Source organism: Peribacillus sp. NPDC096448 (assembly GCF_044762675.1).
Lineage (GTDB): Bacteria > Bacillota > Bacilli > Bacillales > DSM-1321 > Peribacillus > Peribacillus frigoritolerans_B.
This window is the reverse complement of the sequence record NZ_JBIWEU010000011.1, coordinates 215263-239166: the sequence shown is the minus strand read 5'-3', so window position 1 is coordinate 239166 and position 23904 is coordinate 215263. Positions and strand designations below refer to the sequence as shown.

Below are 23904 nucleotides of genomic sequence, written 5' to 3'. Positions count from 1 at the left end.
AGGACAGCTTTTAATTTCAACTCTAATGAATATTTTGTCATAAAAAATAGCACCTCCAATTGTTAGATGGTGTCTAACAATTGGGGTGCAGTTCAGTTTGAGTCTTTTTTGTTTAATTCAAAGATTCCTTTTCTTTTTCATAGGCGATGACAATCAATTCTTTATTGGCTTCCTCGCCAAGTCTGCTTTCAAAGCTTTTCAGTTCATTCAATAAATCCGGTGACAGATTTGCTGCCGTATAATCCTGCTCGGGTGTCATGCTTTTCGCTCCTTTCAAAAGGAAATGATTCATGTTATCTATTTTGTCGGTTTGAAAAGATTATATTCAGCAGAATTTTACTTCTTCAAGATATTTTACTTTCTGAGGTGGCGAGTTTTTCAAGCAATAACGAACTTTCTTCATCGAGTCCTTCCACTTGGACTGGTATTCCCAAAAGCTGATATTTAAGGACAACCGTATCGACAGCACCGACTGCTGAAGCATCCCAGATTTTGGAGCGGGAGAAGTCGATGACGATTGCATCCGCTTTCTCCTTGAAGTCGAACTTCGAAACAAAGTCCTGGACAGAAGCGAAAAATATTTGCCCGCTGATACGATAAGTGGTTTTCTTAGCCTGGATGTCTTCCGTTTTCTCCACAGCCACTTTAGAAATTTTAGCCGAGAAGAAAATCATGCTCAAGAGCACTCCGGCAAATACCCCTTTTGATAAGTCATGTGTATAAAGGACAATGAGGACCGTCACGATCATCACGGCTGCATCCGACTTTGGAGCTTTAGTGAGCCTCTTTAGGGAAGACCAGTCAAAGGTCCCGATTGAAACCATGATCATGACTGCGACAAGTGCAGCCATCGGTATTTTAATAAGGACATCATTCAATACCACGATTAATACCATAAGGAATGCGCCTGCTACAAAAGTGGAGAGCCGGCCCCTTCCACCCGATTTGATGTTGATGCCGGATTGGCCGATCATCGCGCATCCTGCCATGCCGCCGAAACATCCGGCGATGATATTCGAAATTCCCTGGCCTTTGGCTTCCTTATTTTTATTACTGTCCGTGTCAGTCATTTCATCGACTATTTGAGCGGTCAATAACGATTCAAGCAGCCCTACAAACGCCAGGGCTATGGAATAAGGGAAAATGATCGCCAAAGTTTCGAAAGTCAAAGGGATGTCTGGAAGCATGAACATCGGGAGCGCTTCGGTCAATTGCCCCATATCCCCAACCGTACGTACCGTAGCTCCCGTGGTAACTGCAACGATCGTCATGAATATGATGGCGACAAGTGGTGAAGGTATGACTTTCGTGATTCGCGGAAAAAGATAAATGATAGCTAATGAAACGGCTGTCATGACATACATGATCCATGTTTCGCCAACGAAGTGGGTGAGCTGTGCCGTGAAAATCAAGATGGCTAAAGAATTCACAAAACCAGTCATGACCGGCTTCGGAATGAACTTCATTAATTTACCGATTTTTAAGACCCCTAGCAAAATTTGCAGGAAACCAGTCAATATTGTCGCAGCAAGTAAATAGTTCAAGCCATGATCTTTTACAAGATCGACCATGACGAGTGCCATTGCACCAGTGGCAGCCGATATCATTCCCGGCCTTCCGCCGACCAAAGAGATGACGATGGCAATGCAGAATGAGGCATATAGACCAACCATTGGGTCAACGCCGGCAATGATCGAAAAGGCAATCGCCTCAGGAATCAATGCCAAGGCAACGACAATTCCGGATAGAACATCTCCTCTAACGTTGCCGAACCATTCCTGTTTGTATGCAGATGTATTCAATGAAACACTCCTTCTTTCTTTTATATATGTGTGTTCATTTCTTTTTTAACGCACTAAATTATAGCATGAGTCCTTCTTTCTATCTATATGGATAATATAAACGACAAATCGAGGGCTATTCATTTCTTATCATAGGCGAATGAAGGTAAAAGGCCTAAAGGGGGAATTTTCAAGAAATGACGATGGGCATCAAGAAAGGGTTAAAAAATTTCCAAAGGTTTTCTGAATTGCTTTTGCTTAAGAGTCATTTAAGGCTACTGCAAGAAATTTATTGAAATTCGTTATAATCCAAGAAACATTGGATGTTGAATCATTTCAATTGGAATTTTCATGGGGATTTGTGGCAAACGTTTTGAGAGGGGATGATCATTAGCATTTTCCTGATTCTTTTCCCATTCACCATGGTGAAATTCCGGAAAAGATGTAAAGGACAGTTAGATAAAAGTTTGAAGAGAAATTGAAGATAAAGCTAAAATGGTCGAATATGCGACATTGATTGATCTACAGGCCATACCGGATTGCAGTTTTGAAACTGGAAGAGGAGTCACTTGGCATGAGGAAGATGGCTATGGTTACCGGGACAATAACTTCCCTTTTCAACATACATGGAAGTGGTGAGGGTGAAAAGGCCAGCTCTATCAAAGTTCTTGGAGTAGGAACCCTCATCACGGTGTCAAGAGGCTATTCCTTATCAATGATACTGGATTTACATTTAGGGCATGTCACTTCTTTATAATGCTTAAACCTGATCTTTCGAAGGTCGCTTCTGGTCAACATTGCGAATACATTATACCTTGTGCCGCATGCACAAGTATTTTTATCTTTAACTATGTGTCTCTCATCCGTAGTAGCTGTATAAATGGTAGGAAAAAACATATATAACCCTCCTATTTTTAATTTTAGGCAAATTAAAAAGGGGCAAGAAATTAATAATAAAGTGATCCATTCAAGAAAAATCTTGGCAACCCGGCTGCCATGACAACTAAGATGTTGTGTTAGGCCCGTGGCTTTGCGTCTTTTACTTTCATAAAATTTGCCTAAAATAATCTTAACATAAAATTTGATGTTATGAAGTGTTTATGGCTGCGGCCAACCTTCCCCTTTTGACGCTATAACTTGGGAAACCATGTGAAGCAGCTGGTTTCTTGTTCATTTTTGGCCTCACTGCCTGTATCGGAATACGACCGAAACGAAATCCAGTTCCAGAAGTATCCAGCACTACAGCTGTATGAGAAATAAACATGGGAAAGCCTGCTTCCAGATGTAAGCAGGCTTTCTTGCCAAAAATGTAATTAATGTGATCTGGCCAACTCCGGATTACGGTGCATCGCGAAATAGAGGACAAGTCCAGCTATTAGGAGTAACGTGCTGGTCGTGATGAAAACGGCGGAGAATCCGTAGAAACCAGCAACCATTCCGCCCATTGCGGGTCCGATGATATTGCCTAAAAAGCGCAGGCTCGTATTGTACCCAAGTACTTCCCCCTGCATTGCGACAGGCGCTTCTTGGCGAATGTAGGCAATCCTTACAGGGATGATGCCGCCTATTGCCATGCCCAGTATGAAACGTACAAAGACAAGCTGCCAAAAATGATTGATGAAGGCACCAGGCAAGTAGACAAGAGCTGTCAGAAAAAGAAGCAGCACAAGAATCTTCACATGTCCATGCCGATCACCTATCTTGCCCCAGTGACGCGCCATCAATAAATTCCCCAGGCCTGCTGCAGAAAAGGCGATTCCTGAATAAAAACCAAGGTTGGAAGTTCCATGCAGCTCACCAACGTATAAAGAAAGAATGGGCTGGATGCTGAAGTGGGCAACTTGAACGAGCGTCGAGATGAGCATGACATTCACCAGGATGGGATTTCTAAAGATATGCGAGAGAACCTCCCTGCTTGTATAGCTCGACTTCGTTCCCTTCTGCCGCTCCATTCGGTACTCCTTGGTTGCAAAAACAAGAAGTCCAGAGATGAAAATGGTGATGGAGGTGAATTTAAAGGCGGTTGAATAGCCGAGTGTGTCTGCGAGCAGGCCGCCAAGCAATGGTCCGAAAAGGGATCCGGTTATATTTCCCGTTTGCAAGGTTCCCAGTACACGTCCGGCAATTTCTTTGGGAGTCTGCGTTGAAATGAAGGCCTGGGACATGGAAATGAAGCCAGTGAATATTCCCGTGAACATCCTTAGGACGAATAGCTGCCAAACATTTTCAACGAATCCCATCAGGAAAATGGACAGACCCATCCCAAAGGCACAGGCAATCAAGATTTTCTTTCTGCCATACCTGTCACCAATTCGTCCCCAAATGGGAGAAAATAAAAAGGCAGTCACAAAAGTGATTCCAAATGTCCATCCGGACCAATGCTGGATATATTGAGTCGAATAATCTCCGAATGTACCAATGTATAAAGATATGAATGGGAGAACCATCGTCATGCTCCCGCCTATGAAGAAATTGGCGAACCACATGATTAAAAGATTCCGTTTTGCTATTTTGTGAGCATTCATTTTACATACAACACTTCTTTCCTCCGAAAAAAACTTCGGGTTCCTAAATAATAGTATACAGAATTTAACTAATTTATTAAACGAATTTGTTTAACTGGTTTTTTAATGAATGTGCAAATGGTATAATGTGAAAATATTGATTTTTCAGAAAAGTAAGATAAAGAAAAATGTATTCATTTTTACAATTAAAGGAGTTTTAACATGTTGACGATTTTAGGATTTTGCATGATTTTAACGTTTCTGGTCTTGGTCATCACGAAGCGTTTATCAGTGGTTGTCGCTTTTATCTTCACGGCGATAGCTTTTGGTTTGATTGGTGGGTTTGCCTCGGAAATGGGAGATATGATGGTTGCGGGTATTTTAAAGGTGACACCGACCGCAGTCATGATCGTTTTTGCTATTCTGTATTTTGGTTTAATGATTGACGTCGGGTTATTCGAGCCCATGATCGCTAAAATACTGAGTTTTGTAAAAGGAGATCCGCTAAAGGTTGTCATGGCAACCGCCATTATAACCATGTTGGTAGGTTTGGACGGAGACGGTTCTTCCACATTCATGATCACTGTTTCGGCCATGTTGCCGCTTTATATCAAATTAGGGATGAACAGGCTCGTATTGGCCTGTGTCGTTGGTTTGGCCGCTGGCGTCATGAATATGATTCCATGGGGAGGTCCTTTGGTAAGGGCGGCAGCGAGCCTTCAGGTTGAAGTATCGGAGTTATTCATTCCTCTCATTCCGGTCATGATTTGCGGTCTTTTATGGACGCTTTTTTCGGCATATGTACTTGGCAAGAAGGAAAGGGAGAGATTAGGAGTCAGTTCCATGGAGACGAACATGCCACCTGGTATGGGCGAACAGGCTGCAGCTGTTGAAACCGCACCTAAAGGAACATCCAGGCTTTTTTGGTTTAATTGGTTCTTGACGATTTTACTGATGGTTTTGCTGGTGATGGAAGTGCTGCCGATCCAAATCTTATTTGCCTCCGCTTTTGCGATTGCACTATTCGTTAACTTCCCTAACCCAACAGAACAGCAGGAAAGGATTTTAAGTCATGCCAATAGTTTCGTGATGATCTGTACACTCATTTTCGCCGCCGGGATTTTTACGGGTGTATTCACAGAAACAAAGATGATGGACTCGATGGCTGCTTCAATCGTAACCGTCATTCCGGAGTGGCTCGGTGCACATTTGCCACTGGTGGTAGCGTTGACGAGCATACCGATGGGGTTCATTTTTTCACCTGATGCCTATTATTTTGGCATTCTACCAATAATAAGTGAAACGGCAGCGAACTTCGGCATTGCCCCTGTAGAAATCGGAAGGGCGGCTTTATTAGGTCATTCGACCGTAGGGTTCCCATTATCGCCATTGGTGCCTGCAACATTCATATTGATTGGCCTTGTAGGCGTGGATTTTGGGGATCACCAAAAATTCCTGTTTAAATGGGCGTTTGGGACAACCATCATCATGACGATCGCAGCCATTGCTTTCGGGGTCATCACTTTGTAAAAATGTGAGCCCTTTAAGCTATATTGTAAATCCTTGTCTGTGAATTTAGTAAGGTGCTCACTCTCACTAGTGTAATCTATTTTCCTATTTATCCCGTTTTCTGTTTATTCTTCCATAATAGTGGAAAGTAATAAGAGGAAGATACATAAAAGAGAGTGAGGGAATTTTATCATGAACTATAAACAAAAACTTGTGCTCCCAATGTGTGCTGCCTTTTTGCTGTATGGATGCAATTCAGCGGATGATTCAAATCAGGCGGACAAAAATGCCGAGGACTTGAATGCAGTGGGACAAGGAACAGATACAGAGGTCGATCCGCAGGTGAAAGCGGAAGTTAAAGATGTAGAAGGAAAAACACTTGGAACGGTGAACTTTACCTCTGAAGAGAATTCTGTAGTGATCGAGACCGCTTTGGAAGGCCTTGAGCCAGGCTATCATGGATTCCATGTTCACGAAAACGCAGTATGTGAGGCGGATGCCAAGGATGGCCCTTTCACTACAGCGGGAGGACACTTCAATCCAACTGATGAAACGCACTCCAAACATGCAGGGGATATGCCTCCTTTATATGTAAAAGAAGATGGGACAGCCAAATATTCGGCAACATTGGATAACATGACAATAGACCAACTGAAGAAAGAGGAGCTGGCTGTAATCGTCCATGCGAATCCAGACAACTTTGCCAATATTCCTGACCGTTATGAAGCCAATGGAGAAAAAGGACCGGATGCAGATACTTTGAAAACTGGTGATGCAGGTGATAGACAAGTTTGCGGGATTGTTGTAAGTGCAGAGGCAAAATAACATGAATTAAGAGCGATTCCTTTAAAGAGGAATCGCTTCAGTATGTCGGCAAAAGGGGGTAAGAATGGCCTATCCCGAACATTGATTATAATATCAGGATAAACTATTTGGTTTTTACTGTTTTATGAAACCATAACTAGTTTGAAGAAATTTGAGACACTTCTGCCGATAAACTGGCTAGCCGAGACCCCACAGGTGCATGCTTTGATTAGGCTTGGCAGACAGTCGGCGGAAAGGGAGCGGATTTCTGAAAACAACTGTAACGTTATTTTAGGAACTGTAAGTTGGAGCGATTCTTCTAAAGAGGAATCGCTCTTTTCATTGAAGGTAAACCTGCTGACCGCTAATGATTTTATTTCTTTTTACGATTTAAGAAGGTTTTTTCTATTGTGATATAGAAGTAAGAATGTAAGTAATATTGCAGTAGAAGCAGATGGTATTAAAAGATCATAGTTAATTCTTGCAGTGGGATGAAGTCCAAGGCATAGATTTAATATAGGGAAATAAGATTTGGTTTGAATCGATAAAAAACCCGAATAGGGATCTTGTCCACTGATTCGGGTTTGCTAAAATCATTTTGCCGTAATGGTTTCTTCGATTAGTTGTAATCTCTTAGCCACTTCTTCTTCAGAAAGGTTATGCTCGACTACATAGCGGTTACGCGGATGTACTCGGCATTCATGAGTACAGCTGCGCATATGTTTGTGTTCGTTCTCTTCGCTGCAAAGGATTTTCTTGTTGCATTCAGGGTTAGCGCAATTGACATAGCGTTCACAAGGTTCACCGGAATAAATATCGCGTCCGACAATGACATGTTCCTTTTGGTTGATAGGTACAGCAATCCTTTCATCGAAAACATACATTTGGCCATCCCATAGCTCACCTTGGACTTCGGGGTCCTTCCCGTATGTTGCGATGCCGCCATGCAGCTGGCTTACATCTTCAAAGCCTTCTTCGACAAGCCAGCCGGAGAATTTCTCACAGCGGATACCGCCGGTGCAATACGTTAGGATTTTTTTGCCTTCGAACATTTGTTTATTTTCCCGGACCCATTCAGGAAGTTCACGGAAATTCGTGATTTCCGGCTTGATTGCGCCCCTGAAATGTCCTAAATCAAATTCATAGTCATTTCTGGCATCAAGGACGACGGTATTTTCATCTTGCATTTGCTCGAAGAACTCCTTCGGGCTCAAGTATTTGCCTGTCGTACGGTTCGGGTTGATGTCTTCTTCCAAGCGAAGCGTTACAAGTTCATTGCGTGGACGAACATGCATTTTTTTGAAAGCATGGCCGTCAGCTTCATCTATTTTAAACACGATATCGGCAAAGCGGGGATCGCTTTTCATCATGTCCATATATTTGTCGGTTTGTTCGATCGTACCTGAAACTGTTCCGTTGATACCTTCTGAAGCCACCAAGATACGGCCTTTCAATTCAAGGGCTTTACATGCCGCAAGATGTTCGGCTGCGAATTCTTCATGATTCTCGATTGGTACATACAAATAATAAAGTAATACTCTATATGGTTTTGTTTCCATTTTTTCTTTACCACCTATGTTTTATATTTGCAAGATATAAAGGGTGATCATTTAGACACTTTTCTCTTACAGATAATCATTATACCAAGAAAACGTAAAAATGATAAGGGCATGAAGGAAAATCAAAAGGAGTTGTATGGAATGTTGAAAGAGTTAATGAGATATCCAATCATCCAAGCACCTATGGCAGGAGGAGCTTCCACTCCTAAACTTGCGGCTTCAGTATCCAATGCAGGAGGGTTAGGCTTTCTTGCAGCTGGCTATAAGACTGCCGAAGAGCTGAAGGACGAGATAGAGCAGACCCGCCATTTGACTGAGCGCCCTTTTGGCGTGAATGTATTTGTGCCAGGCAACGAGGTCGTGGATGAAAATATATTATCTGCCTATCGTGAAAAGATTGAAAAAGAGGCCGAGAGCGTTGGGGCTGAGATTGGAAAGGCTGATAGTGATGACGATGATTGGGGGAATAAACTACATGTATTGAAGGAGGCTGCGGTCGCAATCGTCAGTTTTACGTTTGGATGTCCAACGGAAGATGTAATAAGGGAGCTCCAAGATGTCGGTTCCCTTATAGCCGTGACAGTAACCAACCTTCAGGAAGCAAAAAAGGCGGCGGGAGCAGGCGCCGACGTTCTATGTGTTCAGGGGATTGAAGCAGGGGGTCACCGGGCCAGCTTTGATAACCGCACAGAAGATGATTACGGTCTTTTAGTATTGATTCGGATGATAAAAGCTGAGCTGAACTTACCGATCATTGCGGCGGGCGGACTGATGTATGGAAAGGATATCGCGGCTGTGCTCGAAGCGGGAGCAACATCGGCGCAATTGGGAACGGCTTTCCTTCGCTGTCCCGAAAGCGGGGCAAGTCCGGTCCATAAGGCGGCGCTGGGAAATCCCCGATTTACTAAGACTTCTGTTACCCGAGCCTTCAGCGGCCGGAGGGCACGCGGGTTGGTGAATCACTTTTTAACGGAATATGATAGTGTTGCACCGGTCGCCTATCCTTATGTCCATCACATGACAAAACAAATGCGAAAAGCGGCCGGACAAAAGAACAATCCTGAATTGATGGCTTTGTGGGCAGGAAAGGGATATAAGTTGAGCAGGGAACTTCCTGCATCGGAATTGGTTGAACTGCTTGTAGAAGAACTAAACTGAGAAGGATTTGAATGCTGATGGAAATTAGAAAATTATTCTTGGATGAGCCACCCCCGATGCATTTATTGCTTTTGGCAGATCCTTCAACGGAATTGGTCGAGGAATACTTGGGGAACGGAACGTCCTTTGTTGCCGTGAGTGATAAGCGAATGATCGGCGTCTGTGTTTTACTGCAAAAAGGCCCGGAACTGATAGAGATAATGAACATCGCGGTCGATGAACAGTACCATGGAAGAGGTATCGGCAGGCAATTGATTGAACACGCGATAGGCCATGCAAGGGAACAGGGATATAAAACGATTGAAATCGGAACGGGAAATTCGGGGATAGGGCAACTTGCCCTTTATCAAAAGTGCGGATTTAGAATAACTGGGGTCGATCGGGATTTTTTTAATAGAAACTATTCCGAGGCCATTTATGAAAATGGGATTAAGTGCCAGGATATGATTCGCTTGTCACAAAGTTTAGACTAAGCAATGATCATCCAAGTTTGAAGGAAAAGCTTAACAGACAAAAGTGCGCGTCGCATTGCTTAGGGGGAATGAACTTGTTCTTTGGTGATATGATTTATCTTCTTTTTGCTTTACTAATGCCGTTTTTATTTGCGATTGGCGTTTTCGTATTCATTCGATCAACGAAAAGACAAAAGGATTCTTTATCGAAAATTCATGAAGACTCAAATGAAAAATAGCAGCAAGAGAAAAAGAGTGCATAACAACGGCACTCTTTTTCTCATCTTCACCTTTTCAAAAAGGCTTCCAAATTCCTTTTCACACTGGGCCATTCATGCTCGAGAATACTGTAGACCACCGTGTTCCTGATCCTTCCATCTTGCAGTTTTTTCTCCATTCTCAAAATGCCTTCTTCAAGGGCACCGAGCCTGGTTATTGCTGCACGCGATCTTTTGTTGCATTCGTCCGTCCTGAATTCAACCCGTTTCATTTGCCACTTTTCAAAAGCATGCTGCAGTAGCAAGTACTTACATTCTGTGTTAATAGCTGTCCGCCATTTGTCGGGATGATACCAAGTCGCGCCGATTTCCAGGGATTGATTATGAAATTGAATATTTCTTAAGCTTGTGCTGCCAACTATCGAATCATCAGTTTGATCGATAACGACAAATGGATGATGAAGTTCCTGTTCCCTTGCTCGAATGCCTTCCTTTACATAGGAAATCGCCTCTTCATATGACAAAATTTTGGTTGCGCTCCATTCCCATATTTCAGATGGCAGGGAAGCGGCATAAAGCGGTTCGATATGATGTTCCATAATCGGGGCGAGTATCACGTGTTTCCCGAACAATTCGATATGCTCCATAGTATCCTCCTCTTGATTGATATCTTCATTATAAAAATATTCTGGTTCTTCAATAAGGACCAATGCTGATATAATATATGGAACCAGATTGAAGGAGGACCAAATGTTTGAAATCACTCTAACCTTAGATAAAACGAATAAAGAAGCTTTATATGTCCAATTGTATAAATACTTTATAAAGGAAATCCAAAATGGGCAAATAAAGGCCGGAATGAAACTGCCTTCTAAACGTAAGCTGGCCTTGCATTTAGGGATAGGCCTGAATACAGTGGATACAGCTTATCAGCAGTTGATGGCAGAAGGGTATGTGGAAAGTCAATTGAGGAAAGGTTATTATGTAGCCGATTTAGAGCCGATCTCAGCATTGAATGAGCCGTTGCCTGTAACAGAAGGGACGATGGGCCCTCCAAATGAAAGAAATGAGATAGATTACAATCATGGCCGGGTGGACGTGGATTCTTTCCCGCATGCCGTGTGGAAAAAATGCTTGAACAATACGTTGTATCTACAGGAAAGGGAAATGTTCATGAGCGGTGACCCTCAAGGGGAATGGGGGCTCAGGGCTGAGATTTCATCCTATCTATTTCAATCGAGAGGAGTCCGCTGCGGGACTGATCAAATCATCATTGGAGCAGGTACCCAGTATTTCATCCATCTGCTGCGGTTACTTCTTGGAAATGAGCAGTTATTTGGGTTGGAAGACCCTGGCTTTCATCGGGTAAGGGAGGTACTGAGGCTGGAGGGAGCGGATACGGCATTCATACCCTTGGATGAAAGTGGAATGAGTGTGGACTCCTTGAAAGAGAGTGCAGCGAATGTTGCCTATGTCACTCCTTCCCATCAATTTCCTTCCGGTATGATCATGCCGATAACTAGACGGGTGGAATTACTGAATTGGGCAGTGGAAAAAAAAGGTTATATTATTGAAGATGATTATGACGGGGAATTCCGACATGCAGGCAAACCGATTCCGTCCTTGCAGGGGTTGGACACAAATGGAAGGGTCATCTATCTAGGCACGTTTTCAAAGTCGCTCATCCCATCGATCAGGGTGGGATTTATGGTATTACCCATGGAGTTGGCTTGCGGCTTTCAGCATAAGTTAATTGGATATAAACAGACCGTTTCCAGACTGATTCAGGAAACGCTCTGTCTTTTTATGAAAAATGGACATTGGGAACGCCATCTGAATAAAATGCGAACGATTTATCGTAAAAAGAATAAGGTGCTGCTGAATGCAATTGAAGAAAGCTTCCATGATCGTGTAGCCATAATCGGTGAAAAGTCAGGATTGCACGTTCTTTTAAAAGTAAAAAACGGCAGCAGTGAGGCAGAGCTCATCCAGAAGGCTGCCAGTGTAGGGGTTAAAGTCCACCCAACATCGGTTTATCATTCAAAGAATGTGAAAGATCCGACTATTTTGATTGGGTACGGTGGTTTAACCGAAAGAGAAATTGAAGCTGGAATCCGGCTTTTAAAAAAGGCATGGCTTTAGCTTGGTGCGAAAGTAAGGAAAAGGCCTTGCTTCACACTTATTCAACAATGATATAAGCTACCCATTTTAATTTCTTATATTATTAAGGATTTTAAGGACAGTCTGGAAAAATACTTCCTGTTCTTCTTCAGTAATGCCTTCCAGGGCTTTTCCTTCGATTTTTTCTGCAATTTTAAGACATTTTGTATGTACCTCTTTGCCCCGGGGGGTCAGTTCGATTCGTTTTTCCTGTTCATCTTTACCAGGAACTTGTTTAATCATATTATTCTGTTCCATACTGTTGACCGAACGTGTGATGATAACACTATCTACATCCAGGTAACTGCAAATATCGGGAATTGTGGAATAGCCACAGTTCTTTAAGTAATTCAGGATTGTCCACTGATTATGGTAAATTTCAAGGGCTGTAATTTGTTCATTCATTTTGCTGACTAAAGATCTCGATACTTGTAAATATTGATGAAATAATTGAGTAGGGTTCGTCATATGATTCTCCTTTATAATGGTCGACCAATCCATTATATTCTTTAATTCTTAAAAGTCTATTGTAAAGAATCATTTATTTCAGTCAATGTTTATTTTTGGAAGTAAAGCGGGGAAGGGAAAAATATTAATGGATTGAGGGAAAGCCCGGCCTTCCCAAATCATCAAAAAACAAAGGCGGGGGGGGGGGGGGGCATATGCACAATTGGTTTGTCCATTTGGATGGTAGATTTCCGCTCCAGGCACTCGCTTTCCGCGGGCGGTCCGGGGAGCCTCCTCGGCTTGTGCCTGCGGGGTCTCCCTTGGTCGCGCTTTCCCCGCAGGAGTCTCGTACCTTCCTCTCCAATCCACTTTGTTATAACATTTAGTTAGAAACCATACATGAGAAGTTGAAGGTGTTGCCGGTACATCAATTAAAGAAAGATACGTTTTCCGGCCCCTTCTTATGGCTAGTATAATTTGGACGTGGATTTCCGCTCCAGGCACTCGCTTTCCGCGGGCGGTCCGGGGAGCCTCCTCGGCTTGTGCCTGCGGGGTCTCCCTTGGTCGCGCTTTCCCCGCAGGAGTCTCGTACCTTCCTCTCCAATCCACTTTGTTATAACATTTGGTTAGAAACCATACATGAGAAGTTGAAGGTGTTGCCGGTACATCAATTAAAGAAAGATACGTTTTCCGGCCCCTTCTTATGGCTAGTATAATTTGGACGCGGATTTCCCTCCAGGCACTCACTTTCCGCGGGCGGTCCGGGGAGCCTCCTCGGCTTGTGCCTGCGGGGTCTCCCCTTGACTCGCTTTTCCCGCAGGAGTCTCGTACCTTCCTCTCCAATCCACTTTGTTATAACATTTAGTTAGAATGTTCCATTAGCAAGTATCAAATTGCCGCCGAGAATTGGTGAAAGTCAAAAACGCCACCTTACCTTTGAGCTGAATGCAATTATATCCTGCAAACAAAAACCAGCCTCAAAAGTGGCTGGTTTTTGTTTAAAACTTTTCGCTGGTGGAGCGGTGCTTTGTTTCTTTTTTATTTCGTTCTTCTTGATGTTCATATTTAATTTCATCAATTGGTAAATCATCAATGGGCATGACCACTTGATCACGTTCCAGCTGTTTTTCCTGATTTTTCTTGAAGGCCTTGGATTTATCATTACGCTCTTCAAGATACTTTTCTTTATCTTTATTATCCAATGTCAATCCCTCCATCTCTTTATATCCCTTTTTCCCCTTATTGAGAAAATAAAACGTATAAGCGAAATATATGTGACCCCGTTTCATAAATATAAGGAGAACAGGAAAGTGCAAGGAGGGTTTGTTCAGTGAATGTCGCCGTCTTTTTTCGCTGGTTTTGGAGGGGGATTCTCCTTTTAGTCATATTAATCGTCATTCCCTATTCATGGGCGTTGATTTTAGCGTTGCTCACCGCCATTCTTTTGGATGGATTGGTCCGCATGATTGGTGAAACGGCAAAGCTGCATCGTTTTTGGGCAGTATTGATTTCGTTTGTTTTATATGTAGGCGGGCTTATAAGCATCACTTATTTTTCCTTTTCGGTATTAATCAAGAAGGTCATTGTCTATTCGGAAGAATTTCCGGGTTTCATACGTGAAGTGTATTTGACGGCTATATTGCCAGTCATTAGGCAATGGGAACGGTATTCCCAAACTTTGCCGCCAAATCTCATTCAATCGATAGAACAGACGATGGAAAAGGGAGTCATGGCTCTGGAGGGGTTCACAGAGGGCTTTGTTCAGGATATGGTTCAGTTCGTTACACTCATTCCGGGATTTTTCATTGACTTTTTAATTTACTTAATCGCTTTATTCTTATTCAGTCTTGATTTGCCTAAATTAAGAAAAAAGGCGATCCTTTATTTAAAGACATCCACCTATCAAAAGATTTCGCTAGTTTATCAAGATTTAAGTATGGCAGCCGTAGGCTTCATAAAGGCGCAAATTCTGTTGAGTTTAATAACGTTCATCATGGCTTATGGAGGACTATGGTTGTTAAATGTGAAGTATATGATTCCATTGGCAGTGTTAATAGTGGTTGTGGACATTCTTCCTATCTTGGGGACGGGATCTGTACTGGTTCCTTGGGCAGCGATCGTTTGGGCTCAAGGAAATCATCATCTTGGTATTGGCCTCATCATCCTATTCCTGGTGATTACCATCATAAGAAGGACCATTGAACCAAAAATCTATTCAGCAAATATGGGATTAAGCCCCTTGGCATCGTTGGTCAGTCTTTATTTAGGCTTTAAGATGCTTGGTTTCCTTGGGCTTTTCCTTGGACCTTCGATCCTGATTGTTTATGATACGCTAAAGAGGGCAGGTGTCATCAAAACCAACTTCAAAATATGAAAGAGTATTAGATGTTTTTGGCCTGATTTCTTAAATTTGACATATCTTTTACCGCTTTACCTTGACCGTTGCAATGATTGCAGTCCCGGGAGAAGAATTGCAGGTAACGGGTTTTACCTTTTCCTTTGCAGTGCTGGCAAATGGTTATGAGTTTCATGATTCCTCACTCCTTCAAAAAGTATCGCTTTTTTAATAGTATGAAACAATAAAGGTAGAACTATACTTCATGTAATCATCCAATGTTAAATGAAGCAGGTTTTATATAATATGTATTTATTTAATTTCATGTACCAGTTGAAAAAAATAACCCCCGCTCCTATTGTTTTTAGGAACGGGGGTTATTATCATGAAACGATTTCGGTTTGTGATATGATCGGGAATTCTTTCACTTCGCTTACGACTTTTGCTTGTTTATATATTTCAATATAACGAATATGGTGTTCTTCCATTTCCTTTATCCTAAAGTTATAGGGACCATAAGTCAGGATATCACCTTGTTTGGCCTCATAATTCTCGGTAAGGATCCATCCACCCATCGTATCAATATCTTCATCATTGATATCCAATCCAAGTAAATCATTCACTTCACTGACTAATACCTTGGCATCGATGATGTAGTGATCTTCTTTTAATTTGCGGACATCCGGAACTTCATCCAGGTCGAATTCATCGCGGATATCGCCAACGATTTCTTCAAGGATATCTTCCACGGTCACCAAACCTGATGTACCGCCGTATTCATCCATGAGGATAGCCATGTGAATCCGTTCCTTTTGCATTTTTAAAAGTAAATCGTGAATCGGGATACTGTCAATGACACGGATGATTGGACGAACATATCGCTCGATCGTTGACGCTGACTGATTGTTCTTGTCTATCATTTCAGTGAATAGCTCTTTGATATTGACCATTCCGATAACATGATCTTTATCACCGTCAATGACAGGATATCGTGTAAAATTCTCTTCCGCCATTACGGTGAAAAACTGCTGGATCGTATCATCTTTGGATACCGTTGCAATTTCTGTACGTGGAACCATGATTTCTTTTGCGATCCGATCATCGAATTCAAAAATCTTATTCACATATTTAAACTCTGATTGGTTAATTTCGCCACTTTTGTAGCTTTCGGAAACAATGATTCGAAGCTCTTCTTCTGTATGAGCCAAATCATGTTCGGAAACCGCTTTTAATCCTAGCATTCTTGTAAGCGTCCTTGCAGAGCCATTCAGTACCCAGATGAATGGATACATGATTTTGTTAAAACCAATTAAAGGTTTGGAAACCAATAAAGTGACTTGCTCCGCTTTTTGAATCGCCAATGTTTTTGGTGCCAATTCCCCAACAACCACGTGCATGAAGGTAATGAGAGAAAAGGCAATTGCAACCGAGAGTGCATGTGAAGCTGAATTTGGGAGATTCAATTGATTCAAGAGTGGATGCAAAATCTTTTCAACTGTCGGTTCCCCAAGCACCCCAAGCCCTAGAGCGGTAACGGTAATTCCGAGCTGGCATGTTGAGAGGTATTCATCCAGGTTGGATATGACTTTCTTTGCTGAAAGAGCATTCGGCGTTCCTTCTTCAATTAATTGATCGACCCTCGTGCTTCTCACTTTAACAATCGCAAACTCCGTAGCTACAAAAAATGCTGTTAAAGCAATTAAAATGGCAATAAGAACCAAGTTTATTATGTCCAAATAGTCTCCCTTAACTCGCCTTCGAGACGAATAAGGAGTACACCTCCTACATTTTTAAAATATACAAGTATATTTTTTTTGCCGTGCTGAATATTTTTGGGATTACTTCAAAAAAGCCTGTGGTAATAGATGTGCAGCCGCTTGAACTCCCATATCTTTTAGTGATGAAGAGAATAATAGTATATGCCGATTAGCGATGCGTAGACGGGAAATAGAAGAATTTCTGTCTGAAGGAGTGCAGCCATTTTCCAAAAGGATGCACATATCCGTTACGCAAAGCAGCGTCCGTCCGTCAAAACGAACATTCTTTAATGCCCCATCAAATCACCTCAATCTAATTAATTAAATACTTTCATTATAGAAAGAGTTAATCATTCAGTCAAACAGCTTACTGCACCTTAAATCCGGTAAATTGCTTGTAAAGGATCAATTTGAGCTACTAATTAGCTGTTTTTGACTGTTTTCTCTACTTTATTGTAACGTATTATAGAATATTCAGAAAACTAGATGCCGTTTCATAAAAAATTGGTCAGTTCATTATTTTTTGGATGGTACAAACATATTCTATAGAAACCAAGACAAGTTTTAAAAGCAAGAATCAAAGGGGGTGGCAGCCATGAAAATCATGGAAAGGATGGCGGCGATCATTGCCGGCAGCATGCTAGTGGGTGTGGGAATCAATTTTTTTCTGATACCTTATCATTTATTGGATGGCGGCATGATAGGGATTGGGCTGATTTTTCATTACTATATAGGACTTCCGACTGGACTGGGTGTGATTTTGAGCAGCATTCCATTATATATATATGCTTGGTATTTTGAAAAAAAATTATTTCTGAACAGCTTGCATGGCTTGCTTTTTTCCTCTTTATGCATCGATATTTTTTCCGACGCCGTCACAGGATGGAACCTTCCCATTTATGTAAGTGCGATTCTCGGGGGAGGGTTGATTGGACTTGGAATCGGCTTGATGCTTCGGTATGGGACCTCTACAGGCGGAACGGATATGTTGGCACAGATCATTTCCAGGAAGAGTGGACTCAATGTAGGTCTGCTTATTTTTTTCATTGATGGATGTGTACTGCTTTGCGGATTGAGCGTTGTGGGGACTTCAATCTTTTTATATTCATTTTTAACGATCATCGCGGTAGCCATGCTGACTTCAGTCACCGTGATGCGAACTATTTGATCTTAAATTATGTATAAAAATCAGAAAAAAGGAAAGGATGGGCAATATGAAGAGGACAGATTTTTAGTCTAATAAATAGTAAAGGGAAGTTCATATGAAAAAACTTTATATGTGCACTGCTTTGTTAGTCATGCTGGCAGGGTGTCAAGAATCTGAAATGCCAGAGGATAAGGAAGTGAACAGTGCTGTTCCAGAATCGATGGATGCATCAATTGTCATTAAAGGGAAATTGGAGCCAGGAAAAGAAGTCATTCTTGAAACGACAGTGAAACAGGGAAGCCAATTGGTGAATGAAGCTGATGAGGTACTGTTTGAAGTGAGAAAGTCCGGACAGGATAAACGGGAAATGCTTGAAGCAAAGAATACTGGAAGTGGCATGTATCAAGTGATGCATACTTTTGAAGAACAAGGCAAATATATTGTAGTCTCCCATGTAACGGCTGAAGGCCTTCATGTAATGCCTGAAAAAGAAGTTGTCGTTCCAGAACATGAAAGTGAAGGTGCATCGGTTCATCCTAGTACGGATGTATCTATCGAGTTTCAAAGTAACCCTGTAAAGGCAGGAAACAGTTCGAACTTTGAAGCGACAGTTGAATTGAATGGGAAGCCACTGACAAATGCAGATGTGAATTTCGAGGTGTGGAAGGAAGGCAGTGAAGAAAGTCATTTCACCAAAGCTGAAGAAGATGGAAATGGAACATATCTAAATAAGGTATCTTTCGAAGAAGCGGGAACCTATAAGGTGCAGGTACATGTTGAAAAAGACGAAGTGCATGAACATCAACTACAGACCATTCAAGTCAATTGATTGTTTTTTAGATCGAATTGTTTAAACAGGTTTTATCACTTCGTTAAATGGGAAGTTAAAGGATAACGGTACAGCAGAAAGGGAGGGTGAGCATGAATAATCAAATAATCAACAAGTATAAAGATCTCGGGATTCATATTGAAAAAACGAAATCACGGCAGGAGATTTTCACTAATGTTTCACAAAATGATTCATCCTTACTCACCACCGCTGTTTTTTTCAATTTTCCCCAAAAGGGGAACTAAAAGAATATTGATGTAAAGAGACCGGAGTACATAGCAGCTGGTCTTTTTTTATGCATTCCTAAATGTGATGCTTGTGAAACTGGATATGAAAAATTGAATAGAACGTTATGAGCTGAATAGGATAGAAGGACAAACAATTTGAAATTAGCGGTAAGGGGAGTCCGATAGCATGATATCACAGTTTATTATGACGATATTGAATTGGTTTGCGGAAATGGGATATATCGGGATTTTATTGGGGCTGATGGTTGAAATCATCCCGAGTGAGCTTGTTCTCGGATACGGTGGTTATGTGGTCGGCCTGGGGAAAATGAATTTTTGGGGAGCTGTTCTTGCAGGTGTGGCCGGCGGGACGATGGCACAATTATTTCTCTATTGGGCTGGTTATTATGGAGGCAGGCCCTTTCTCTTGAAATATGGAAAATATATTCTAATTAAAGAAAATCATATTGTAAATGCTGAAGAGTGGTTTAAGCGTTATGGCGTAGGCGTGGTTTTTACGGCTCGGTTCATTCCGGTGGTTCGCCATGCTATTTCCATCCCTGCAGGAATTGCGAGGATGTCCATATGGAAGTTTATATTTTATACGGTTGCGGCTGTCATACCTTGGACCATATTGTTCCTGACCTTAGGAAGGATCCTCGGCGAGAATTGGCAGCAAATCCGGGTAATAACTGAACCTTATCTTATTCCGGCTGCTGGTTTTTCCTTTATCTTTATCATGCTGTATATCTTATGGAAAAAAAAGAGCACACCTCCAATCGTAACGGTCAAAAAGGTGGGACGGTTTCCCAATAAATGAACAAATCGAAAAAACAGCCACGTAAAATAACCTTTTACGTGGCTGTTTTTAATCATTATCCTTGGGTAAGGTCTTCTCCCAAAGGAAGCTGTACGACCTTTTTTGTGACCTCAATAGAACGAATGGCGTGATCTTCCATTTCAATCACTTTAAAGCAGAATCCGTCTCTTTCCATGATGTCCCCTACCTTCACATCATAGTTTTCAGTAAGGACCCATCCGCCTATAGTATCGACATCATCTTCTTCCAAGTGAATGCCAAGTAGATCATTCACTTCCTTTACAAGAAGTTTGGAGTCTAAAATATAATGTCCATCATTAATTTTCCTGATTGAGGCAACTTCATCGATATCGAATTCATCGCGAATTTCCCCAACGATTTCCTCGAGGATATCCTCGACTGTGACAAGTCCGGAAGTTCCGCCGTATTCATCCATCAAAATAGCCATATGAATGCGTTCTTTTTGCATTTTTAACAGCAAATCGTGAATTGGTATATTTTCCATTACCCGGATGATCGGACGAGCGTAATTTTCAATCGCTTTGATATGGATTTCCCGGTTCTTAATAAGATCCGAGAAAACTTCCTTTAAGTTCACTAAGCCGATGACATGGTCTTTATCACCTTCGACAACAGGATATCGAGTGTACTTTTCCAATTTGGCCACATCGACGAATTCCTGTACCGTTTCATCCTTGGATATGGTCATGATTTCTGTCCTTGGAACCATGATTTCTTTGGCAACACGATCATCGAATTCAAAGATGTTATTTACATATTTAAATTCCGACTGGTTAATCTCCCCGCTTTTATAGCTATCTGATAGGATGAAACGCAATTCTTCTTCCGTATGGGCTATTTCGCTTTCGGATGCTGGCTTAAAGCCAAATAATCCGACAACGAATCGGGAAGAATGATTCAAGGCCCAGATGAAGGGAAAGGCTATCTTATGGAAAAAAATCAGCGGGCCGGCAATTGCCAAGGTCACTTGCTCAGCCTTTTGGATGGCAACCGTCTTTGGAGCCAATTCACCAACAACCACATTCAGGAACGTTATCAGGGAAAATGAAATGACAAATGTCAGAATGTTTGTGACTTCTTGAGGGATATTCAAGGCATTGAATAAGGGGCCAACCAATTTAAGGACGGTCGGTTGTCCCAGCCACCCCAATCCAAGGGCAGTAACGGTAATTCCAAGCTGTGTCGCGGATAGGTATTCATCAAGATCGGATGTAACCTTCTTTGCTGCAATGGCTTTTTTGTTTCCCTCTTCAATCAATTGATCGATCCTAGAGCTACGAACCCTTATGATCGAAAATTCCGAAGCTACAAAAAAGGCTGTTAAAGCAATTAAAATAATGACAAATAAAAAACTTAATATGTCCAATTAGTGTGGGACTTGAATCGCCAGATGTGCCGAACGATTTAATTATCCCAGTCACCTCCCAAAACCAATAATGAATGAAATGATATTAAAATGTTAGATGGAAAAATAAGTATCGTCTATCTTGTATGAAATTATTATGGTTTTTATTTTCAATCTATAGGATCATTCACCTCGATTAGTAGTGGAACCTTCCTATTAGTATAAGTAACTGGACGTCAATCAGTCAAAAATTTCACACTAAAAGCCTAAGGAAAAAAGGATAATTATCCATTATTTAGTTTTTAATTGTATGGAAAAGGTCGTAAGGAAATCCGTAGAGTGACAGGATATGGTTCCTTGATGCTTTAAAACGATTTCTTTACAGACGAATAACCCCAATCCCGTTCCCCTTTTTTTTGTGGTGATGAATGGTTCAAAAATATTCGGCAGGACGTCGTCAGGTATCTTCGGCCCATTATTAGATATATTTAAAGTAAGAATGCCGGGTGGTGATTCAGAGCCTGAAATGTAAATGGATGGGGAAGGCATCCCTGCAACCACATCAAGAGCATTTAATATAATATTAAGTAAAACTTGACGGAATTCTTCTTTGGAACCGGAAATTACGGCATCCTCGGCAATATTACATGTAATGGAAGCATTAACTTCCAAAATGCTGGGATATAAAAATTCGATCACCTCATTCACAAGCTGAGCAATGGAAAATAGATCAGGTTGTGATGTTGAAGTTTCCTTTTTGGAAATATTAAGAAATTGTGTGATCCGGTAATTGAGCTGATCCAATTCTTTTGAAATGATATCAAGGTATTTTATCTCAGGTTGTTCTGCCTGTAACAATTGTATGAATCCCATGATGGAAGTCAGTGGATTTCTGAATTCATGGACAAAGCTTGAGGTCATTTGGCCAAGGAGTGTCAAACGGTCTTTATGGTTTGGGCTTATGAATTGATAGCGTTCTTCAAGTTCCATCGTTTTCAATTCGGTATAATGGGATAATGCATAATGAATGAGTTTATCGAAGTAAACATTTACTTGTTTAATTAGATCCGATATTTCTTCTTTGGGTGCTTCGGAATTCAAAATGTGCTCTATGATGATGGATCTCCCGATGGTTGCAGTGGAAAAGAGATTTTCCATATCCAATTGCTTACTAACTCGATCAGCCGCAATTTTTTCCCCTACGACCTTCAGTACATCGTCTTGTTCAGCGTCCGATTTTCCAAGCTGATCCATTAGCAGGTTAAAAATATTTTCCACCTCTCCTTTAAAATACCCCAGATATCCGTCCGGTAAATGCAGCAACTCATCTTTCCATTTGGAAATGATACTGTTTTTTTGAGAAGATAAAAAGTGAATGGTCATTTCTCGATTAGATACCATTTTGCCCTCCATACTGTAGGAAAATGAATTTACTTTTGACCCAGAAAGTACTTTATTTGAATAAAATTACAAAATATCAAAATAATTACATATAGTTTTCATGATAACAGATTACTGTTCTTTTAACATGTGTCAATTGGATAAATATTCGGCAATTAAGCAATAAATACCTTTTTTTGACACAGTTTTATTACAGTAATTACAGGAATTAATAACAAAAAAAGGTATCCGCAGTTAATGACGGTTACCTTTTTTATGAAATGCATATGGTTCGATGTGAACGATTACATGCTGGATATTATATTCCTTCAAAAGATTTTCTTCGATTTTAACTGTAATATCATGACCTTGAATGACGGTCAAAAGAGGGTTGACATGAACGGTAGTTTCGAGAAGGATTTCACTTCCATGCATCCGGGCTTTAATTTCACTCATGTCTTTAACACCCTCTGTCAGTATAATGGTTTGTCCGATCTTTTGCAGGAGCTGCTCGTCGAAACCATCGGTTAAAGAGATGGAGGCATCACGAAAGATATCCCAGGCCGTTTTGCATATGATGACCCCCACGACTGCTGCAGCTATCGCATCCAGCCAAGGGATTCCCATCTTAGTACCGATGATTCCAATGAAAGCTCCAACACTGACAAGGGCGTCGGACCGATTATCCTGTGCAACGGCATAGATGGAAGAGCTGTTGATTTTTTTACTTAAAGAAAGGTTATAACGGTAGATTCCATACATGAAGATTGCAGAGAATAGAGCGACATAACCGGTCAGCATACTGGGAACGGTTGTTGAATCTTGGTGAAAGAAGGATTCAATGGCACTGAATACAACCTGAAGGCCCACTGTTATCATGATGAAGGCAGCTACCAACGACGCTACTGTTTCCGCCCGTAAATGACCATATGAATGATTATCATCAGGAGGTCTCTTTGAAATTTTCAAACCAATCAAAACGGCTATGGAAGCGATGATGTCGGTGGTATTATTTAAACCATCAGCCCAAAGCCCTTTAGAGTCACCGAAATAACCAAATGACAATTTAAGAGCAGACAAGAATATGTAAGCGGCAATGCTTATGTAGGCGCCTTTTTCAGCTGATATCGAATGTTTATCCATGTCCATTCCCTCCCCAATGTAAATTAGGCTTAATAAAGATACCAAATCAAACCTTAGTGAGTCTATAGAAAAATTGTCGTAGTTAGCCACCTAACTTGGTTAACGGCAGGTGTATTGAAGGTCTGTAAAGAAGTTGGATAAACAAAATGATATTTACATTAAATGGTAAAAAGAGTGAGTTTTGATGACATGTACAGTTTCTTTAATCATTTAGAGAAACTAATAGTATATTCTAACCGATGATCGAAAATTAAATACTTCCACAAGGAGCCAAAATGCTGAGAGTGAACGGTTCAGGTTCAGGCATT

General features: G+C 41.3%; 25 protein-coding genes and 1 riboswitch. Of the genes, 12 read left to right on the top strand and 13 right to left on the bottom strand.

Going from position 1 to position 23904, the window contains the following annotated elements:
- Positions 1-112: 112 nt before the first annotated feature.
- Together ACIQ0C_RS19385 and ACIQ0C_RS19380 are read right to left on the bottom strand one after the other, a co-directional pair.
- On the bottom strand, positions 113-259 hold the full coding sequence (locus tag ACIQ0C_RS19385) for a hypothetical protein (protein WP_402836732.1): 147 nt from the start codon (positions 257-259) through the stop codon (positions 113-115).
- A gap of 85 nt (positions 260-344) precedes the next feature.
- The gene (locus tag ACIQ0C_RS19380) at positions 345-1802 is read right to left on the bottom strand and encodes a SulP family inorganic anion transporter (protein WP_403062886.1); all 1458 of its coding nucleotides are present in this window, start codon (positions 1800-1802) and stop codon (positions 345-347) included.
- A 553-nt stretch (positions 1803-2355) separates the two neighbouring features.
- On the opposite strand from ACIQ0C_RS19380, the gene ACIQ0C_RS19375 reads away from it, so the two are divergent.
- Positions 2356-2538: a hypothetical protein gene (locus ACIQ0C_RS19375; protein WP_403062883.1), complete on the top strand. Its 183-nt coding sequence runs from the start codon at positions 2356-2358 to the stop codon at positions 2536-2538.
- A gap of 221 nt (positions 2539-2759) precedes the next feature.
- A riboswitch (cyclic di-GMP riboswitch) is annotated at positions 2760-2850 on the bottom strand.
- 18 nt (positions 2851-2868) lie between these two features.
- Here ACIQ0C_RS19375 and ACIQ0C_RS19370 read toward each other — a convergent pair.
- Entirely contained in the window at positions 2869-3045 is a 177-nt protein-coding gene (locus tag ACIQ0C_RS19370) for a hypothetical protein (protein ID WP_403062880.1), read from the bottom strand.
- A 49-nt stretch (positions 3046-3094) separates the two neighbouring features.
- On the bottom strand, positions 3095-4306 hold the full coding sequence (locus tag ACIQ0C_RS19365; RefSeq protein WP_402836726.1) for an MFS transporter: 1212 nt from the start codon (positions 4304-4306) through the stop codon (positions 3095-3097).
- Between the two features lie 201 nt (positions 4307-4507).
- Here ACIQ0C_RS19365 and ACIQ0C_RS19360 point away from each other — a divergent pair, with 201 nt between their 5' ends.
- Positions 4508-5815 (top strand): CitMHS family transporter, encoded by a 1308-nt coding sequence (locus ACIQ0C_RS19360; protein WP_403062877.1) that lies wholly within the window; start codon positions 4508-4510, stop codon positions 5813-5815.
- A gap of 171 nt (positions 5816-5986) precedes the next feature.
- Positions 5987-6619 (top strand): superoxide dismutase family protein, encoded by a 633-nt coding sequence (locus tag ACIQ0C_RS19355; protein WP_403062874.1) that lies wholly within the window; start codon positions 5987-5989, stop codon positions 6617-6619.
- A gap of 572 nt (positions 6620-7191) precedes the next feature.
- Here ACIQ0C_RS19355 and trhO read toward each other — a convergent pair.
- Entirely contained in the window at positions 7192-8157 is a 966-nt protein-coding gene (gene trhO / locus ACIQ0C_RS19350) for an oxygen-dependent tRNA uridine(34) hydroxylase TrhO (protein ID WP_402836720.1), read from the bottom strand.
- Between the two features lie 141 nt (positions 8158-8298).
- Here trhO and ACIQ0C_RS19345 point away from each other — a divergent pair, with 141 nt between their 5' ends.
- From ACIQ0C_RS19345 to ACIQ0C_RS19335, 3 genes are all read left to right on the top strand, one after another.
- On the top strand, positions 8299-9315 hold the full coding sequence (locus ACIQ0C_RS19345; RefSeq protein WP_403062871.1) for a nitronate monooxygenase: 1017 nt from the start codon (positions 8299-8301) through the stop codon (positions 9313-9315).
- A gap of 17 nt (positions 9316-9332) precedes the next feature.
- The gene (locus ACIQ0C_RS19340) at positions 9333-9788 is read left to right on the top strand and encodes a GNAT family N-acetyltransferase (protein WP_402837171.1); all 456 of its coding nucleotides are present in this window, start codon (positions 9333-9335) and stop codon (positions 9786-9788) included.
- Between the two features lie 74 nt (positions 9789-9862).
- Positions 9863-10006, top strand: a complete 144-nt coding sequence (locus ACIQ0C_RS19335) for a hypothetical protein (protein WP_402836716.1) — start codon at positions 9863-9865, stop codon at positions 10004-10006.
- A gap of 47 nt (positions 10007-10053) precedes the next feature.
- Here ACIQ0C_RS19335 and ACIQ0C_RS19330 read toward each other — a convergent pair whose 3' ends face one another.
- On the bottom strand, positions 10054-10632 hold the full coding sequence (locus ACIQ0C_RS19330) for a GNAT family N-acetyltransferase (protein ID WP_403062868.1): 579 nt from the start codon (positions 10630-10632) through the stop codon (positions 10054-10056).
- Between the two features lie 103 nt (positions 10633-10735).
- On the opposite strand from ACIQ0C_RS19330, the gene pdxR reads away from it, so the two are divergent.
- Positions 10736-12127: a MocR-like pyridoxine biosynthesis transcription factor PdxR gene (gene pdxR, locus ACIQ0C_RS19325; RefSeq protein WP_403062865.1), complete on the top strand. Its 1392-nt coding sequence runs from the start codon at positions 10736-10738 to the stop codon at positions 12125-12127.
- Positions 12128-12193: 66 nt separating this feature from the next.
- Here pdxR and ACIQ0C_RS19320 read toward each other — a convergent pair whose 3' ends face one another.
- Together ACIQ0C_RS19320 and ACIQ0C_RS19315 are read right to left on the bottom strand one after the other, a co-directional pair.
- Positions 12194-12613, bottom strand: a complete 420-nt coding sequence (locus ACIQ0C_RS19320) for a MarR family winged helix-turn-helix transcriptional regulator (protein ID WP_034314851.1) — start codon at positions 12611-12613, stop codon at positions 12194-12196.
- Positions 12614-13590: 977 nt separating this feature from the next.
- On the bottom strand, positions 13591-13794 hold the full coding sequence (locus ACIQ0C_RS19315; protein ID WP_057275739.1) for a hypothetical protein: 204 nt from the start codon (positions 13792-13794) through the stop codon (positions 13591-13593).
- A gap of 128 nt (positions 13795-13922) precedes the next feature.
- Here ACIQ0C_RS19315 and ytvI point away from each other — a divergent pair, with 128 nt between their 5' ends.
- Positions 13923-14966, top strand: a complete 1044-nt coding sequence (gene ytvI, locus ACIQ0C_RS19310; protein ID WP_403062862.1) for a sporulation integral membrane protein YtvI — start codon at positions 13923-13925, stop codon at positions 14964-14966.
- 7 nt (positions 14967-14973) lie between these two features.
- Here ytvI and ACIQ0C_RS19305 read toward each other — a convergent pair whose 3' ends face one another.
- Complete coding sequence (locus ACIQ0C_RS19305; RefSeq protein WP_170956573.1) at positions 14974-15123, bottom strand: hypothetical protein; 150 nt, start codon at positions 15121-15123, stop codon at positions 14974-14976.
- Positions 15124-15310: 187 nt separating this feature from the next.
- Complete coding sequence (locus ACIQ0C_RS19300; RefSeq protein WP_402836704.1) at positions 15311-16663, bottom strand: hemolysin family protein; 1353 nt, start codon at positions 16661-16663, stop codon at positions 15311-15313.
- A gap of 616 nt (positions 16664-17279) precedes the next feature.
- Here ACIQ0C_RS19300 and ACIQ0C_RS19295 point away from each other — a divergent pair.
- The 4 genes from ACIQ0C_RS19295 to uptA all read left to right on the top strand — a co-directional run bounded on the left by ACIQ0C_RS19295 (position 17280) and on the right by uptA (position 19707).
- Positions 17280-17852, top strand: a complete 573-nt coding sequence (locus ACIQ0C_RS19295) for a YitT family protein (protein ID WP_403062859.1) — start codon at positions 17280-17282, stop codon at positions 17850-17852.
- Positions 17853-17946: 94 nt separating this feature from the next.
- Positions 17947-18660: a FixH family protein gene (locus ACIQ0C_RS19290; RefSeq protein ID WP_403062856.1), complete on the top strand. Its 714-nt coding sequence runs from the start codon at positions 17947-17949 to the stop codon at positions 18658-18660.
- A gap of 92 nt (positions 18661-18752) precedes the next feature.
- The gene (locus ACIQ0C_RS19285) at positions 18753-18905 is read left to right on the top strand and encodes an Lmo0850 family protein (protein ID WP_403062853.1); all 153 of its coding nucleotides are present in this window, start codon (positions 18753-18755) and stop codon (positions 18903-18905) included.
- Positions 18906-19077: 172 nt separating this feature from the next.
- Positions 19078-19707 carry an undecaprenyl phosphate transporter UptA gene (uptA, locus tag ACIQ0C_RS19280; RefSeq protein WP_403062904.1) on the top strand — a complete coding sequence of 210 codons (630 nt, stop codon included), beginning with the start codon at positions 19078-19080 and terminating at the stop codon, positions 19705-19707.
- 55 nt (positions 19708-19762) lie between these two features.
- Here uptA and ACIQ0C_RS19275 read toward each other — a convergent pair whose 3' ends face one another.
- The 3 genes from ACIQ0C_RS19275 to ACIQ0C_RS19265 form a co-directional block, all read right to left on the bottom strand.
- A complete protein-coding gene (locus tag ACIQ0C_RS19275) occupies positions 19763-21094 on the bottom strand; it encodes a hemolysin family protein (RefSeq protein WP_402836697.1) in 1332 nt (443 codons plus the stop codon).
- A gap of 270 nt (positions 21095-21364) precedes the next feature.
- Positions 21365-22474: a histidine kinase N-terminal domain-containing protein gene (locus ACIQ0C_RS19270; protein ID WP_403062850.1), complete on the bottom strand. Its 1110-nt coding sequence runs from the start codon at positions 22472-22474 to the stop codon at positions 21365-21367.
- Positions 22475-22708: 234 nt separating this feature from the next.
- Positions 22709-23596 (bottom strand): cation diffusion facilitator family transporter, encoded by an 888-nt coding sequence (locus ACIQ0C_RS19265; protein WP_403062848.1) that lies wholly within the window; start codon positions 23594-23596, stop codon positions 22709-22711.
- Positions 23597-23904: the final 308 nt, after the last annotated feature.

Excerpts from the sequence above, each read along its gene's own strand:
- ACIQ0C_RS19285 (WP_403062853.1), top strand. The coding sequence starts at position 18,753 with ATGAATAATCAAATAATCAACAAGTATAAAGATCTCGGGATTCATATT.
- trhO (WP_402836720.1), bottom strand. The coding sequence starts at position 8,157 with ATGGAAACAAAACCATATAGAGTATTACTTTATTATTTGTATGTACCA.
- ACIQ0C_RS19265 (WP_403062848.1), bottom strand. The coding sequence starts at position 23,596 with ATGGATAAACATTCGATATCAGCTGAAAAAGGCGCCTACATAAGCATT.
- ACIQ0C_RS19370 (WP_403062880.1), bottom strand. The coding sequence starts at position 3,045 with ATGTTTATTTCTCATACAGCTGTAGTGCTGGATACTTCTGGAACTGGA.
- ACIQ0C_RS19360 (WP_403062877.1), top strand. The coding sequence starts at position 4,508 with ATGTTGACGATTTTAGGATTTTGCATGATTTTAACGTTTCTGGTCTTG.
- ACIQ0C_RS19320 (WP_034314851.1), bottom strand. The coding sequence starts at position 12,613 with ATGACGAACCCTACTCAATTATTTCATCAATATTTACAAGTATCGAGA.
- ACIQ0C_RS19305 (WP_170956573.1), bottom strand. The coding sequence starts at position 15,123 with ATGAAACTCATAACCATTTGCCAGCACTGCAAAGGAAAAGGTAAAACC.
- ACIQ0C_RS19385 (WP_402836732.1), bottom strand. The coding sequence starts at position 259 with ATGACACCCGAGCAGGATTATACGGCAGCAAATCTGTCACCGGATTTA.
- pdxR (WP_403062865.1), top strand. The coding sequence starts at position 10,736 with ATGTTTGAAATCACTCTAACCTTAGATAAAACGAATAAAGAAGCTTTA.
- ACIQ0C_RS19375 (WP_403062883.1), top strand. The coding sequence starts at position 2,356 with ATGAGGAAGATGGCTATGGTTACCGGGACAATAACTTCCCTTTTCAAC.
- ACIQ0C_RS19290 (WP_403062856.1), top strand. The coding sequence starts at position 17,947 with ATGAAAAAACTTTATATGTGCACTGCTTTGTTAGTCATGCTGGCAGGG.
- ACIQ0C_RS19295 (WP_403062859.1), top strand. The coding sequence starts at position 17,280 with ATGAAAATCATGGAAAGGATGGCGGCGATCATTGCCGGCAGCATGCTA.
- ACIQ0C_RS19330 (WP_403062868.1), bottom strand. The coding sequence starts at position 10,632 with ATGGAGCATATCGAATTGTTCGGGAAACACGTGATACTCGCCCCGATT.
- ACIQ0C_RS19365 (WP_402836726.1), bottom strand. The coding sequence starts at position 4,306 with ATGAATGCTCACAAAATAGCAAAACGGAATCTTTTAATCATGTGGTTC.
- ACIQ0C_RS19270 (WP_403062850.1), bottom strand. The coding sequence starts at position 22,474 with ATGGTATCTAATCGAGAAATGACCATTCACTTTTTATCTTCTCAAAAA.
- ACIQ0C_RS19355 (WP_403062874.1), top strand. The coding sequence starts at position 5,987 with ATGAACTATAAACAAAAACTTGTGCTCCCAATGTGTGCTGCCTTTTTG.
- ACIQ0C_RS19345 (WP_403062871.1), top strand. The coding sequence starts at position 8,299 with ATGTTGAAAGAGTTAATGAGATATCCAATCATCCAAGCACCTATGGCA.
- ACIQ0C_RS19340 (WP_402837171.1), top strand. The coding sequence starts at position 9,333 with ATGGAAATTAGAAAATTATTCTTGGATGAGCCACCCCCGATGCATTTA.